Raw genomic sequence first — 13,794 nt, 5'->3', positions numbered from 1 at the left:
GCGGCCCCGACCGCCCGGCCGACACCCCTTCCCCCTGCGTTCCGCGGAGGCAACCCCCATGGTCACCAACCCGACACCCACCACGCTCGGCACACCCCCGCCGGGTGCCGGCTCCGGCTTCACGATGGACCCGGCCGCGATGGACACCCTCCAGCAGCAGGCCGACGAACTGCGCGCCGGCTACCAGGAGGTGTCGTCGAAGCTGTCCGGGCTGACGCTGGCCGGCACCGCGTTCGGCAGCGCCGGCACGTTCGCCGCCGAGGCGTTCAACGCCTCCGCCCGCAGGTCGGTCGAGGTCGTCACCAAGGCCGCCTCCACGCTGGGGCTCGTCGGCGAGGGCGTGAAGGCGACCGCGCAGACCCACCTGGAGGCCGACCGGGCGAACGGCGAGCAGTTCACCGGCCTCAACCCGACCGAGACCTCCGGCACCCTGCCGGGCGCGTCCGGCGGCGACGGCGGCAGCGGTGACGGCAGTAGCGGCGGCGGTGGTGGTGGCGGCGTTGGCGCACCGACGTCCCAGAGCGGCCCGCAGCCGACCCCGAACCCCGGTGCCACCGGTCAGACCGGGGGAGCGCCGACGACCGACGTGCCCACCCCGGACACCTCGGTCAACCAGGCCGGCGGGCCCTCGGGCCAGACACCCCCGACCTCCGGCCCTTCGGCAGGACCCACCTCCTCCGACGGTGCCCCCGAAACCGGTGCCCCCGAAACCGGAGCCGCCGAAACCTCGGCCGCCCACACCACGGCCGACCGGACCGCCGCCGCCCACACCGCAGCCACCCCAACCGCGGACCAGACCGTCGCCGCCCAGACCGCCACGCCGCCACCCACACCAGCGCCGGTCCCGGAGTTCCCGGAGATCCCCGACCCGCCGCCGGTCCCGAGCGGTTCCGCAGGCTCGGCCGGGACGTCCCTCGGGACCCTCGACCCGACCCTCACGCAGAGCGGTTCGACGGGCGGCAGTTCGGCGGGCAGCGGCTCGGCGGGCGGTTCGACGGGCGGCAGTTCGGCGGGCAGCGGCTCGGCGGGCGGTTCGACGGGTGGCGGTTCGGCGGGTGGTTCGGCGGGCGGCGCGTCGGCTCCGTCTCCCGCGCCGATCCCCGACTTCCCCGAGATCCCGGACCCGCCGCCGGTGCCGAGCGGTTCCGCGGGCGGTGCGGTGACGCCGCCGGCGACGCCGCCGATCCCGGAGGTGCCGAAGGACCTCTTCAAGCAGCCGCCGGTGCCGGACCTCGGTGCCAGTGCCGGTGCCGGTTCGGGCGGCGGTTCGAGTGGCGGTGCCGGTGGTTCGACGCCGTCTCCCGCGCCGGTGCCGGAGTTCCCGGAGATCCCGGACCCGCCGCCGGTGCCGAGCGGTTCCGCGGGCGGTGGTTCGACGACGCCCGCCGGTGGGCTGACGCCGGAGACGGTGCTCCCCGGCGACCGGTCGGACGGCGACAAGGGCGGCCGGGGCGACCGTGAGCACGAAGGCCGTGAGCACGAAGGCCGTGAGCACCACCGGGACCTTGAGCACGAAGGCCGCGAGCACGAAGGCGGCGCGGGCGGTGGTGGGAACGGCGAGACCGGGGAGGCCGGGGAGGCCGGGCGCGAGCGGCACGGGTTCCCGGTCACGACGGTGGACGACCGGCCCCACCTCGACCTGCGCGACCTCCCCGCGGAGGAGGGGGAGCGCTGGTTGGAGAACATCCGGGACATCCTCGCCACCAAGGGCGAAGGGTCGTTCTTCTGGGCCGGCGACACCATCGACGTCGACGGCCAACGGCACTCCCTCATGGACCTCGCCGAGTTCATGACCAACCTGGACGGCCGCGACCGAGCCGACACAATTGCCGGCACCGACACGACCACCGGCACCGGCACCGAAGCCGACCGGCCCACCCCCGAGGTCTCGGACACCGTCACGGCCAGTCCGGCGCGCAGCGCGAGTGGCGACGTGTACGTCCTCGTCGGGCCCAACCACGCCGAGGGCGACCCCGTCGAGCTGGCGGACTTCCCGACGCTCCAGGCCAACCCGAGGGTCGAGCGGGTGTTCGCGATCGACGCCGTCACGGGTCGGGAGACCCAGATTCACCCGAAGGTGTCCTGACCTCGGCCACCTCGGCGAACGCGCCGTCCGCCGGGGCCGCCACACGGGCGGCCCCGGCCACCGGCACACCCCTCCACCGCACGTGTGCTAACGTCCGTCGCATACCCCCTCAGGGTATTCACCGAGAGGATGTGCGCGAATGTGCAACAGCTGTGAGACGCCCGTGGGAGCCGCACCGGCCGGAGGGCTGGACTTCGTCGTCCAGGGCATGACGTGCGGTGGCTGCGCGTCCAAGGTCACCAGCGCCGTCCGGGGGGTGTCGGGGGTGGCCGACGTCGCGGTGGACCTCGACGGCGGCCGGTTGAGCGTCACCGGCGACGCCGACGAAGCGGCGATCACGGCGGCGGTCGAAGGGGTCGGTTACTCCGTCGTCCGCGCGGGCTGACCCGGTCGGCGGCGGCCCACCGCGCGCCGCGGCGGAGGTAGGCTCGTGGTCGGCACCACGAACGGAGCAGGGCGATGAACCCGGACCAGGAACCTGTGCTCGACGCCGAGATCGTCGAGGTCGAGTCGGCCGCGCCGGTCGTACCGCCCGGTGACTACACCGAGGACGGCGTGCCGACCTTCGAGCACGTGCGCGACCGCATCGAGAGCCGCATCGGCACGAGCGCCGGCGCGGAGGAACTCGCCACCGCCACCCCGGAGGCCAAGGCGGTCGAGGACCGGTTCGAGGCGCGGCGGCAGGCCGGCCTCGACAGGTTGGAGGAGATCCGCCGCTCGTTGCGCGGCGACGCCTGAGCGGCACCCCGCCACGCACCCGCGTGCGCCCGAGTCGGTCGGGCGCACGCGGGTGGTGCGGTCAGTCGGCGTAGTGGACGTCGGGCCAGGGCGGGGTGGTCATGCCGTTGCCGATGTGGAAGCTCGGGTGTGGTGGTTGGTTGTAGGCGGTGTTCTGCCAGGCGACGGCGACGCGGTACATGGTGTCGTGCATGAGGGTGGGGATGCGCCGGTCGGTCTGGTGCGGGGTGGTGTAGATGCGGAGCGCGCGGTTGTCGGTGGTGCGCCAGACGACTTCCTCGCGCCAGTCGCCGAAGAGGTCGGCGCTGAGGGCGGGGGTGGCCTTGGTGCCGTTGTTGGAGGCGACGCCGGAACCGGTGAGCAGGCGGGTGTCGCCGCCGGTGCCGTACTTGTCGATGCGGGTCTGGTCCAGCAGTTCGCGGGTCGGGTCGCCGTCCCACCAGATCACGAAGTTCGCCGAGGACGGCTTGCGCCCGATGGCGGTGCCGCGGGTGTCGCGCAGCTGGCTGTCGGCGTTGGACCACGACTCCGCGCCGGGGCTGCCCGCGTAGATGTCGTCGGACACGCCGCGACCGTTGTCGCTGCCCGACGCCGTGGTCCACAACCGCTGACCGGTGCGGGCGTCGGCGAACCACGAACCCGGCTTCGAGGAGTCCTCCGACACCTTGAAGTACTCCAGGCCCGGACGTGACGGGTCCAGGTCGCCCACGTGCCCGGCGTCGCCGTGGCCCAGCCCCGTGGTCCACAGGCCGCGGCCGTTGTCGTCGATGGTGGCCGCGCCGTACACGATCTCGTCCCGACCGTCCTGGTCCACGTCCGCGATGCTCAACGAGTGGTTGCCCTGACCCGCGTACCCCGAGTTGCCCGAGGCGTTGGAGTCGAACGTCCACCGCTTCACCAACCGGCGATCGCGGAAGTCCCACGCCGCGATCACCGCACGCGTGTAGTACCCCCGCGCCATGATCAACGACGGACGGGCCCCGTCCAGGTACGCCGTGCCGGCCAGGAACCGGTCCACCCGGTTGCCGTAGGTGTCACCCCACGAGCCCACGTTCCCGCGCGGCGGGTCGTAGTCGACGGTGGACACCGCCGCGCCGGTCAGGCCGTCGAACATCGTCAGGAACTCCGGTCCGGACAGGACGTACCCCGAGGAGTTGCGGTAGTCCGCGGAGGCGTTGCCGATCACCGTGCCGCGACCGTCCCGCGTCCCGTCCGCGGTCTTCATCGCCACCTCGGCCCGACCGTCGCCGTCGAAGTCGTACACCTGGAACTGCGTGTAGTGCGCGCCCGCCCGGATGTTGCGGCCCAGGTCGATCCGCCACAACCGGGTCCCGTCCAACCGGTAGGCGTCGATGAACACGTTGCCGGTCACGCCCGACTGCGAGTTGTCCTTGGCGTTGTCCGGGTCCCACTTGAGCACGAACTCGTAGTCACCGTCGCCGTCCAGGTCGCCGACGCTCGCGTCGTTGGCGACATAGCCGCTGCCCGGCGACTGGATTGGCACGTCCCGGTACCCGGAGGCGAACGACAGCGAGGCCGGCGAGGCCGGCTGCTCCACCCCGTCCACCACCGCCCGCACCGTGTACGACGCGTCCGCCGCCCCGCCGGCGTCCAGGAAGTTGGTCGACGACGTCACCGGCGACGAGTTCACCTTCGTCCCACCCCGGTACACGTTGAACCCCACGGAGCGCGGATCACCCGCCAACAACCGCCAACTCACCAGGTTCCCGCTCCCGGACCGCACGCTCACCACACCGCGGTCCAAGCGCTCCACCTGCCGACGACCCGTCGGATCACCCGAACCGGGAACCGTGGTCGTGGTCGTGGTCGTGGTCGTCGTTGTCGTGGTGGTGGTCGTGCTGGTCGAGGTGGAGGTCGGGCCGACATCGCCCGTGCAGATCGTGCCGTTCAGCGCGAACGACGACGGCGTGCCCACCTCGCTGCCGCTCATCGTCCCGTTGAACCCGAACGACGCCGTGCCGCCCGTCGGGATGGACCGGTTCCAGTCCACATTGGACGCCGTCACGGACGCCCCCGACGCGGCGAACACCGCGTTCCACCCCTGGTCGAACCGCTCCGAACCGGGGAACGACCAGGCCAACCGCCACCCGTCCACCGGATCACCGAGGTTGGTGATCGTCACGTTGGCGGAGAACCCGCCCTGCCACTTGTTCTGCACCGTGAAGTCGACCTCGCAGCCGGGGGCGGCCGAGGCCACTCCCGCCACCGCGAGGCCGGCGGTCAGCGCGCTGATCGCCGCGCCGGCGACGACCACTCGCACCCGCGAGTTCCTGAGCACCGTTGCTCCATTCGCTCTGGCACCTCTGGGAGCGCTCCCAGAAACGGCCTGACGTGTCCGATCCGGTCATGGTGGCGGATGATGACGTCGCTGTCATCGGTGAAACGATTCAAGCTGGTCGCTCGCCACCATGGAAAGCGCTATCCAGGTTGTGGGCCACGTCGTGGACAGAGGTTGATCGCGTGTTCGTGCCACTGCCGATGTTGTTGGCACCCACGGCTCTTCCGGGGCCAACGGCAGTGGAGTAGACCGTACGAACGCCCGTGTCCCGGTGTCAACAAGCCGGATCGAAAAAGTTTCGCCGGCGCGAAGGGTCGGCGGGCATCGAGCCCCGGGGTCGGCGGGTTGACGCCCGAACGGGTCGACCGCGGCGTGCTCAGCGCCTGGGAGCGGTACCGGAACCCGGGTGCGCCGACCCGGTCCGGCGACGGCGCGGTGCCCACCACGTCAGCTCGCCGAGCAGCGCCATCGTGGCCGGGACGAGCAGGCAGCGGACGACGGTCGCGTCCACGGCGATCGCGACCGCCATGCCGACGCCGAACATCTTGATCGTCGGGTCGTGGTGGGGCACGAACGCGAGGAAGACCCCGACCATGATCGCCGCCGCCGCGGTGATCACGCCGCCGGTGCCGACCAGGCCGTCCCGGACCGCGCGCAGGTTGTCACCCGTCTCGTGCCGACGCCGGCGGACGTCGCCGAGCAGGAACACCTCGTAGTCCATCGACAGGCCGAACAGCAGGGCGAACAGCATGAGCGGCACGAAGCTGGGGATCGGCACCGGACCGGACAGCCCGATCCACGTCACGCCCCAGCCCCACGTGAACACCGCCGTCAGGACGCCGTAGGCCGCGCCGATGGAGATCAGGTCCATGACGGCCGCCTTGATGGCGAGCAGCGGCGCGCGGAAGGCCACCAGCAGGACCGCGACCGACAGCAGCAGCACGGCCCCGATGACGAGGGGGAGCTTGTCGGTGACGCGGTCGGCGAGGTCCACCCGGGCGGCGGCGGAGCCACCGACGTGCACGGTCATGCCGGGCACGGACCGGTCGCGCAGGCGGTGGACGAGGTCCGCCGTCGCCGGGTCGCCGCCCGACGTCGAGGGGATCACCCGGACCGTGACGAAGCGCCCGTCCGGGGACGGCGTGGGCGGCCCGGCGACGGCCACCCCCGGCTGGGCCCGGACCGCCGCCACGAGCGCGGGCAGGCGGGGGTCCCGCGGATCGGTGACCGGTGTGGCAGGCCGGCCGAGCACGACGAGCGGCGTGCCCGCGCCCGGCCCGAACGCCGCGGCGATGGCGTCGTCCGCCCGGCGGACCGCGGTGGCCGGCGGCGAGGACCCGGCGTCCAACTGGCCGAGGCTCAGGTCCACCGCCGGGGCCGCGAGCAGGGCCAGCACCGCGACCGCGACCGCGCCCGCCGGTCCGGGTCGGCCGGTCACCCGATCGGCGAAGCGCGCCCACCGACCGGGGCTGACGGGATGGGCCGAGCGATCGGCGTGCTCGGCGGTGCGCGCCCGCCGGTCCTCGGCAGGGCGGTCGAGGAGGTCTGCCGGCTGATCGGTGGGGCGGTCGATGGCCGGGTGGCCGGCGGGCCGGCCGACGGGATCGGCCGGGTGACCGGCGGGGTGGCGGCCGGCCGAGCGGTCGGCGGGGTGGCGGCTGGGATCGGCGGAGTGGTGGACGGCCGGGCGGCCGGCGGAACGGGCGCGGCGGGTCAGTCGGGCGTGCAGCGCGCCGCCGCGGGCGAGTCGCCGCCCGGCCAGGGAGGTCAGCGCGGGCAGCAGGGTGAGCGCCGCGAGCACGGCGAACAGCACCGCGACCCCGCACGTCCAGGCGAGCGTCCGCAGCAGCGGCACCCCGGTCAGCCCCAGCCCCGCGAGGGAGACCGCGACCGTCACACCCGCGAAGACCACCGCCGTGCCGGAGTCGGCGGCCGCGCGTTCGACCGCGTCCGGCACCCCCAGCCCGGACCGCGCCAGCGTGCGGAACCGGCTCAGCAGGAACAGCGAGTAGTCGATGCCGACGCCGAGCCCGACCATGAGCGCCAGGGTGGCCGCCTGCGCCGGCATCGGGGTCAGGTTCCCGGCGAGGCCCACGGTCTCCAGCGTCGCGAGCACCGCCAGGCCGGACGCCAGCAGCGGCAGCACCGCGCCGACCAGGCCCCCGAGGGCGAGGAAGAGCACGAGTGCGGCCAGGACCAGGCCGAACGACTCGTCGCCGGTACTGCCCGCCCCGTCGACCACCTGGGCGAACGCGCCACCGGGCAGCACCCGCAGCCCGGCGTCGGCGGCGGGCCGGGCGGCCTCGACGACGGCCCGCGCCACGGGCTCGGTCAGCTCGGCCCGGCGCACGTCGAGCCCCACCGCGAACCAGCCGGTGCGCCCGTCCGCGGACAGCGACCCGTCCCGCGTCGAGGGCGGGTCCACCGTCGTCACGTGCCCGGCCCGGCGCAGGGACTCCGCCGTCGCCGCCAGCACGCCGGCGCGGGCCTGGTCGTCCAGCCGCCCGTCCGGGGCCACCAGGATCACGGTCCCCGAGGTGGGCGGGGCCTCCGGCGACGCGGTCAGGTCCCGCACGAGCTGCGCGTCGGTGCCCGGCAGGCTCACGTCGTTGTCGGTCGGCGTGCCGAACACCCGTGCGGCGGCCACGAGGGCCAGCGCCAGCACCACCCACGCCCCGATGACGGTGAACCGGTGGCGGACGCACACCCGGGCCACCGCCGCGACCGCCCGCGCCGCCCGACCCCCGGGTAACGCGGAAGTCATCGGCCCCCCGTGATCATCGCGGTAGCATAGCCACGGGGATTCACCGTCCAACCCGGCTCCCCGGTCCGATGAGGACGGCGCGGCCGGACGCCTCCCGGAGGACTGCGACGTGGAACGGCCGGGTCTTGCTTCGTCGTTCGGCACGGCGGCGGCGGCCTATGCCGAGCACCGCCCGGACTACGCCGAGGCCGCGGTGCGTTGGGCGTTGGAGCGCGCTCCCGGCGCACGCGTGCTCGACCTGGGGGCCGGCACCGGCAAGCTCACCGGCACGCTGGTCGCGCTGGGCGTCGACGTCGTCGCGGTCGAGCCCGACCCGGCGATGTTGGCGGAACTGCGCCGTGCCCTGCCGACCGCCCGCGCCCTGTCCGGCGGCGCCGAGGCGATCCCCCTGCCCGACGCGTCCGTCGACGCCGTGCCGGCGGGGAACGCCCTGCACTGGTTCGACATGGCGCTCGCGGGCCCCGAGATAGCCCGGGTGCTCGTGCCCGGAGGTGTGCTGAGCGGCCTGTGGAACGTCGTGGACGACCGGGTGGACTGGGTCGCCGGGCTCGCACGCGTCGCCGGGAGCGCCGCCATCGGTCCACGTGACACCGTCGGCGAGTGGCGCGCCGCGACGGCGGGCCTGTTCCCGACCGGTCCGGGCTCCCCGTTCGGCGAGCCGGAACGGGCGGAGTTCCCGCACGGGCAGCGCCGCACCGCCGAGTCCCTCGTCGCCACCCTGGCGACGCGCGCGGGGGTGCTGGTCCTGCCGGAACCGGAACGGGAGGCGGTGCTCGACCGCATCCGGGCGTACCTGGCACACCGCCCGGAGACCGCGTCGGGTGGGTTCACCCTCCCGATGGCGACCGGCGTGCTGCGCGCCCGACGCCGGTGAACCGCAGGTCGGCGCGGCGCCATGGCGGCCTGGACGGTTCCGGCGGGCGAACCCGTCACGAGCACCCACGACACGCCGGGACCGCTCCGATCGGGCCGCGGAAGTGTGACGGCGTGGCGAAATGGGCACGGTACTGGGGTCGCGTGCGGCGGCGCGGCGGTACCGACCGAGGAGGAGGGTGGCGATGGGCGGGCGGCGCGGTCCGGTGGAAGATCACGTCACCGAGGTGCTGGTTCGTCGGCTGGGTGGCGTGACGGGCGCGTTGTCGGAACTGTGCGAGGACCTGGACCGGGAAGAGGACCTGGCGGTCGTGCTCGACCGGGTGTGCGAGCAGGTGGTCCGCGCGATCCCGGACGTGGGCTCGGTGAGCGTGACGCTGCTGTCGGAGGAGGGTCCGACGACCGGCGCGGCGTCCGGTCGGGACGCGGTGGAGATGGACCTCGCCCAGTACCGCACCGGCGAGGGGCCGTGCCTCCAGGCCGCCCGGACGCGGCGGCTCGTGCGCGCGGCGGCCGCCGAGGTGCCGGACCGGTGGCCGGCCTTCGGCGCGGCGGTCGCACACCGCGGCGTGACGTCGTACCTGTCGGCCCCGCTGCACGTGGACGACGAGCAACCGGGCTCGCTCAACCTCTACCGCGCCGGACCGGGTGACTTCCGCCCGCTGGACGCGGCCCTGGTCGAGCTGTTCAGCACCGCGGCGGGCGCGGCGATGCGCAACGCCCGCCGCCACCTGCACGCCCGCGACCAGGCGGCGCAGCTCGGGCTGGCGCTGACCTCGCGGGCGGTGATCGACCAGGCCAAGGGCATCGTCATGGCCGTGCACCGGGTGTCGGCCGACGAGGCGTTCTCGATGCTGGTCGACCGGTCGCAGCGGGAGAACGTCAAGCTCCGCGACTACGCCGAGCGCTTCATCGAGGAGGTCCTGGGCGGCGGGGCGTGACGGGCGTCGCGGTCACCCCGTGAGCCGGTCCAGCGGGATGCGGCGCGCCAGCACGTCACCGGCGACGTCGAGCACGGAGCGGTCGGTGGCGAACGCGTGCGCCCGCAGCCTCGCGGACGCGTCCTCCAGGTCGATCCGCAGCTGCGCCGCCAGCATCCCGGTCGCCATGTTGACGTCCTCGTACGAGATGACGCCGCGCAGGCCGTCCTCGCCCGAGCGCTCGGTGTGCTGGAGCAGGGCGATCGTGGTCAGGTCCGCCAGCACCGCGGCGTCGGCGAGCGCGTCGGCGGACAGGCCGCCCGGCCGCCGCCGGTAGAGGTCCAGGGTGCCCACCCCGATGCCGCCGGCCCGCAGCGGGAACGCGAACACCGCGCCCACGCCCGCCGTCGTCCCCGACCCCGCGAACCCCGGCCACCGCGCCTGGCTCGTCCGCACGTCCGCGACGAGCACCGGGTCGCCGGTGGCGAACGCCTCGACCCCCGGTCCTTCGCCGAGCGTGTACTGGAGCTCCTCCAACACGGCCGCCCACGGCCCGCTCGCGCCGAGCACCTCCTGGGTGCGCGCGCCGCTGCGCAACGTCAACGCCGCGCCGTCCACGCCGGTCACGGCGTCGACGCACACCCCGCACACGGCACGCGCCCAGTCCGCGCGTGCCGGTTCCACCGCGCACTCCGCGATCATCCGCGCCAGCGATTCTCGACGCCGCCCGTCCAACACCGTCCCCGTCGTCACCGTGAACGCACCGCGGGCAGCGCTCGACCGCCCGCGAATCCGCTCGAACCGGTCACGGGTACTGCCCCGTCACGTAGCTAACCGGGAATCAGCGCGGTTCGCATTTCGGCGAGGCGGTCCGGAGCGTCGGATATCGGTGTTTTGGGTGCGGTCACCGGTGCGCGGCGGACATGCCGCCGGCCGTTCGCACCGCGCTGAGCGCGTCCCGCACGGTCGGGTGGACGTCCACGGTCTCGCGCACGAGCGTGATCTCCAGGGGGCGCAGGACGGCGCGGCGGTCGGTCGCCACGGCGAACCCGAGGCCGAGTCGCGTCGCGCTCCCGTACGCGTCGACCACGAGTTGGAGGCCGGTGGAGCCGAAGAACTCGACTTCGGTGAAATCGAGCACGAGCGCGGCCGGCCGCCGGCCGAGCTGCGCGACGATGGCCGCGCGCACCGACTCCTCGCAGGCCAGGTCGATCTCGCCGGTCACCCGGACCACGGCCGTGCCGTCGTGGTCGGAGGTGGTCGTGACGGTCAGTGTCGTGCTTTCGGTGCAGGTGTCGCCCATGGGGCACACTCCTCGGTCTGGCACGAAACCAACAACCGAGCTTCTGCTCAACCCGATTCGTCGATCCGCACTGCGTATGTGGCGGGCAGACCACACCGACGGTACGGCGTCGAGCGGGGAACCACAACAACCCCACGCGAGTGCCCGACCCGCTTTCACCGAAACGCGTGGGTTTCCCTTGGGGGGCGCATCGATCCGTGTCACTGCGTGGTCACCGCTCGTCTTCCAGGGGTTCTCCACGGGAATCAGGGGGCGACGGGCCGCCACCCGGAAGGGTGAGTGTGTGTTCGGCCACCCCGAGGGTCCCCGGCGGCCGCGTCACCGGATCGCGTGGCGGCCCTGCGGGCGCGGGGCGACGGGGGGAGGATCGGCGGGACGTGGACGTGGCCGAGGGAGCGCACGGTGTGCCGGTTGTTCGGGCTTTCCGCCGCACCCCGGCGGGTGCGGGCGACGTTCTGGCTGCTGGAGGCCCCGGACAGCCTGGCGGCGCAGAGCAGGCGCGAGCCGGACGGCACGGGCCTGGGCGTGTTCGACGCCGACGGCGCGCCGAGGGTGGACAAGCGGCCGCTGGCGGCCTACCGGGACGGCGAGTTCGCCCGGGAGGCCAAGGAGCGCGAGTCGACCACGTTCCTCGCGCACATCCGCTACGCCTCCACCGGCGGCCTCGACCCGCGCAACACGCACCCGTTCGAGCAGCGCGGCCGGCTGTTCGCCCACAACGGCATCCTCGGCGACCTCCCGGCACTGGAGGCCGAGCTGGGCGAGCACCGCGACCTGGTGGCGGGGGACACCGACTCGGAGCGGCTGTTCGCGCTGATCACCAAGCACGCCGACGCCAACGGCGGCGACCTCGCCGGCGCGATCACGACCGCCGTCCGGTGGGCCGCCGAGCACCTGCCGGTCTACGCGATCAACCTCGTGCTCACCACGCCGTCCGAGCTGTACGCGCTGCGCTACCCGGACACGCACGACCTGTTCGTGCTGCGCCGCGGCGCGGGCGGCCCGCACGGCGGCAGGCACCTGGAGCACGCGAGCACCGCCGGCCGCATCCGGGCCCGGTCCGGTGCGCTGGCCGAGCACCCGGCGGTGGTCGTGGCCAGCGAGCGCATGGACGAGGACCCCGGCTGGCACGAGCTGCGCCCCGGCGAGCTGCTGCACGTGGACGCGCGGCAGCGGTCCACCCGGCGCGTCGTGCTCGACCACCCGCCCCGCCACCGGCTCACCCTGGACGACCTCGGCGCGCACGCCGCCGCCTCGCAGTCCGGCGGCTGAACCGCTACCGAAAGGCCCCGCCATGTCCCTGGCGAACCCGGCGGACCGGCCGCGGCGCGACGTCGCCGTCAACCCTGTGTTCACCCGCGAACCGGTGTCGATACCGCGCGACCGGATGCCCGACGGGCAGTTGGACGCCGAGACCGCCTACCAGGTCGTGCACGACGAGCTGATGCTCGACGGCAACGCCCGGCTCAACCTGGCCACCTTCGTCACCACGTGGATAGAGCCGAAGGCCCGGGACCTGATGGCGGAGTGCGCCGACAAGAACATGATCGACAAGGACGAGTACCCGCGCACCGCCGAGCTGGAGCAGCGGTGCGTGCGGATGCTGGCCGACCTGTGGCACGCCGCCGACCCCGACCGGGCCACCGGGTGCTCCACCACCGGCTCCAGCGAGGCGTGCATGCTCGCCGGGCTGGCCCTCAAGCGGCGCTGGCAGCACCGCCGCCGCGCCGCGGGCCTGCCGGCGGACCGGCCCAACCTCGTGATGGGCGTCAACGTGCAGGTCTGCTGGGAGAAGTTCGCCAACTACTGGGACGTCGAGGCCCGGCTCGTGCCGATGGAGGGCGACCGGTTCCACCTGACCGCCGAGCGGGCCGTCGAGCACTGCGACGAGAACACGATCGGGGTCGTGGCCGTGCTCGGGTCCACGTTCGACGGCAGCTACGAACCCGTCGCCGACATCTGCGCCGCGCTCGACCGGCTGCTGGAGGAACGCGGGTGGGACGTCCCCGTGCACGTCGACGGCGCCTCCGGCGCGATGGTCGCCCCGTTCTGCGACCCGGACCTGGAGTGGGACTTCCGGCTGCCGCGGGTGGCCTCGATCAACACCTCCGGGCACAAGTACGGCCTGGTCTACCCCGGTGTGGGCTGGGTGGTGTGGCGCGACGTCGAGGCCCTGCCCGAGGACCTGGTGTTCAAGGTCAACTACCTGGGCGGCGAGATGCCGACGTTCGCGCTGAACTTCTCCCGGCCCGGGGCGCAGGTCGTGGCCCAGTACTACAACTTCCTGCGGCTCGGCCGGGAGGGGTACCGCCGCATCCAGCTCTACTGCCGCGACGTCGCGTCCGGCCTCGCCGACCGCGTCGCCGCGCTGGGGCCGTTCCGGCTGGTCACGGACGGCAGGCAGTTGCCGGTGTTCGCGTTCACCCTCGCCGCGGGTGAACGCGGCTACTCGGTGTTCGACGTCTCCGCCGCCCTGCGCGAACAGGGCTGGCTCGTGCCCGCCTACACCTTCCCCGCCGACCGGGAGGACCTGGCGGTGCTCCGGGTGGTCGTGCGCAACGGCTTCAGCCACGACCTCGCCGACCTCCTGGTGGACGCCCTGGGCCGGGCGCTGCCGCGGCTGCGCCGCCAGGACGGGCCGCAGCGCGGCGAGGAGTCGGCGTCCTTCTCCCACGGGGCCGACACGGCCCGGACCCACCGCCACCGCGCCGCCGCTCCCGACCGGGGCCGGGGGTGAGGACGACTCGGGGGTGCGGCCGGCGTGGCAGGGGCCGGGGCGTGGAGCGCGATCGGGGCCGCGGCGGGAACCAC

At 74.0% G+C, this 13,794-nt stretch carries 11 protein-coding genes; 7 read left to right on the top strand and 4 right to left on the bottom strand.

The window, feature by feature from the left end:
- Positions 1-58: 58 nt before the first annotated feature.
- From ACWEFJ_RS16015 to ACWEFJ_RS16005, 3 genes are all read left to right on the top strand, one after another.
- Entirely contained in the window at positions 59-2,086 is a 2,028-nt protein-coding gene (locus ACWEFJ_RS16015; protein WP_449714152.1) for a WXG100 family type VII secretion target, read from the top strand.
- A 163-nt stretch (positions 2,087-2,249) separates the two neighbouring features.
- Positions 2,250-2,471 (top strand): heavy-metal-associated domain-containing protein, encoded by a 222-nt coding sequence (locus tag ACWEFJ_RS16010; protein WP_449714151.1) that lies wholly within the window; start codon positions 2,250-2,252, stop codon positions 2,469-2,471.
- Positions 2,472-2,545: 74 nt separating this feature from the next.
- On the top strand, positions 2,546-2,824 hold the full coding sequence (locus ACWEFJ_RS16005; RefSeq protein WP_378086540.1) for a hypothetical protein: 279 nt from the start codon (positions 2,546-2,548) through the stop codon (positions 2,822-2,824).
- A gap of 61 nt (positions 2,825-2,885) precedes the next feature.
- On the opposite strand, the gene ACWEFJ_RS16000 is transcribed toward ACWEFJ_RS16005, so the two are convergent.
- Both ACWEFJ_RS16000 and ACWEFJ_RS15995 read right to left on the bottom strand, forming a co-directional pair.
- The gene (locus ACWEFJ_RS16000; protein ID WP_449714150.1) at positions 2,886-5,123 is read right to left on the bottom strand and encodes a rhamnogalacturonan lyase family protein; all 2,238 of its coding nucleotides are present in this window, start codon (positions 5,121-5,123) and stop codon (positions 2,886-2,888) included.
- A gap of 376 nt (positions 5,124-5,499) precedes the next feature.
- Positions 5,500-7,887, bottom strand: coding sequence for an MMPL family transporter (locus tag ACWEFJ_RS15995; protein ID WP_449714149.1), 2,388 nt, complete (start codon positions 7,885-7,887; stop codon positions 5,500-5,502).
- A 109-nt stretch (positions 7,888-7,996) separates the two neighbouring features.
- Between ACWEFJ_RS15995 and ACWEFJ_RS15990 the strand changes: the two genes are divergently transcribed.
- Positions 7,997-8,761, top strand: a complete 765-nt coding sequence (locus ACWEFJ_RS15990; protein WP_449714148.1) for a class I SAM-dependent methyltransferase — start codon at positions 7,997-7,999, stop codon at positions 8,759-8,761.
- A gap of 184 nt (positions 8,762-8,945) precedes the next feature.
- On the top strand, positions 8,946-9,701 hold the full coding sequence (locus ACWEFJ_RS15985; RefSeq protein ID WP_449714147.1) for an ANTAR domain-containing protein: 756 nt from the start codon (positions 8,946-8,948) through the stop codon (positions 9,699-9,701).
- 12 nt (positions 9,702-9,713) lie between these two features.
- On the opposite strand, the gene ACWEFJ_RS15980 is transcribed toward ACWEFJ_RS15985, so the two are convergent.
- Together ACWEFJ_RS15980 and ACWEFJ_RS15975 are read right to left on the bottom strand one after the other, a co-directional pair.
- Positions 9,714-10,433 carry a GAF and ANTAR domain-containing protein gene (locus ACWEFJ_RS15980; protein WP_449714146.1) on the bottom strand — a complete coding sequence of 240 codons (720 nt, stop codon included), beginning with the start codon at positions 10,431-10,433 and terminating at the stop codon, positions 9,714-9,716.
- A gap of 151 nt (positions 10,434-10,584) precedes the next feature.
- Positions 10,585-10,983 carry an STAS domain-containing protein gene (locus ACWEFJ_RS15975; RefSeq protein ID WP_378086553.1) on the bottom strand — a complete coding sequence of 133 codons (399 nt, stop codon included), beginning with the start codon at positions 10,981-10,983 and terminating at the stop codon, positions 10,585-10,587.
- Between the two features lie 402 nt (positions 10,984-11,385).
- On the opposite strand from ACWEFJ_RS15975, the gene ACWEFJ_RS15970 reads away from it, so the two are divergent.
- Together ACWEFJ_RS15970 and ACWEFJ_RS15965 are read left to right on the top strand one after the other, a co-directional pair.
- The gene (locus ACWEFJ_RS15970) at positions 11,386-12,255 is read left to right on the top strand and encodes a class II glutamine amidotransferase (RefSeq protein ID WP_449714145.1); all 870 of its coding nucleotides are present in this window, start codon (positions 11,386-11,388) and stop codon (positions 12,253-12,255) included.
- Between the two features lie 22 nt (positions 12,256-12,277).
- Positions 12,278-13,720 carry a glutamate decarboxylase gene (locus tag ACWEFJ_RS15965; RefSeq protein ID WP_449714144.1) on the top strand — a complete coding sequence of 481 codons (1,443 nt, stop codon included), beginning with the start codon at positions 12,278-12,280 and terminating at the stop codon, positions 13,718-13,720.
- The last annotated feature ends 74 nt before the right edge of the window (positions 13,721-13,794 follow it).

This window comes from Actinosynnema sp. NPDC004786 (genome assembly GCF_053601135.1).
Note: the sequence above shows the minus strand (reverse complement) of the source record. Positions and strands in the feature narration are given on the sequence as shown.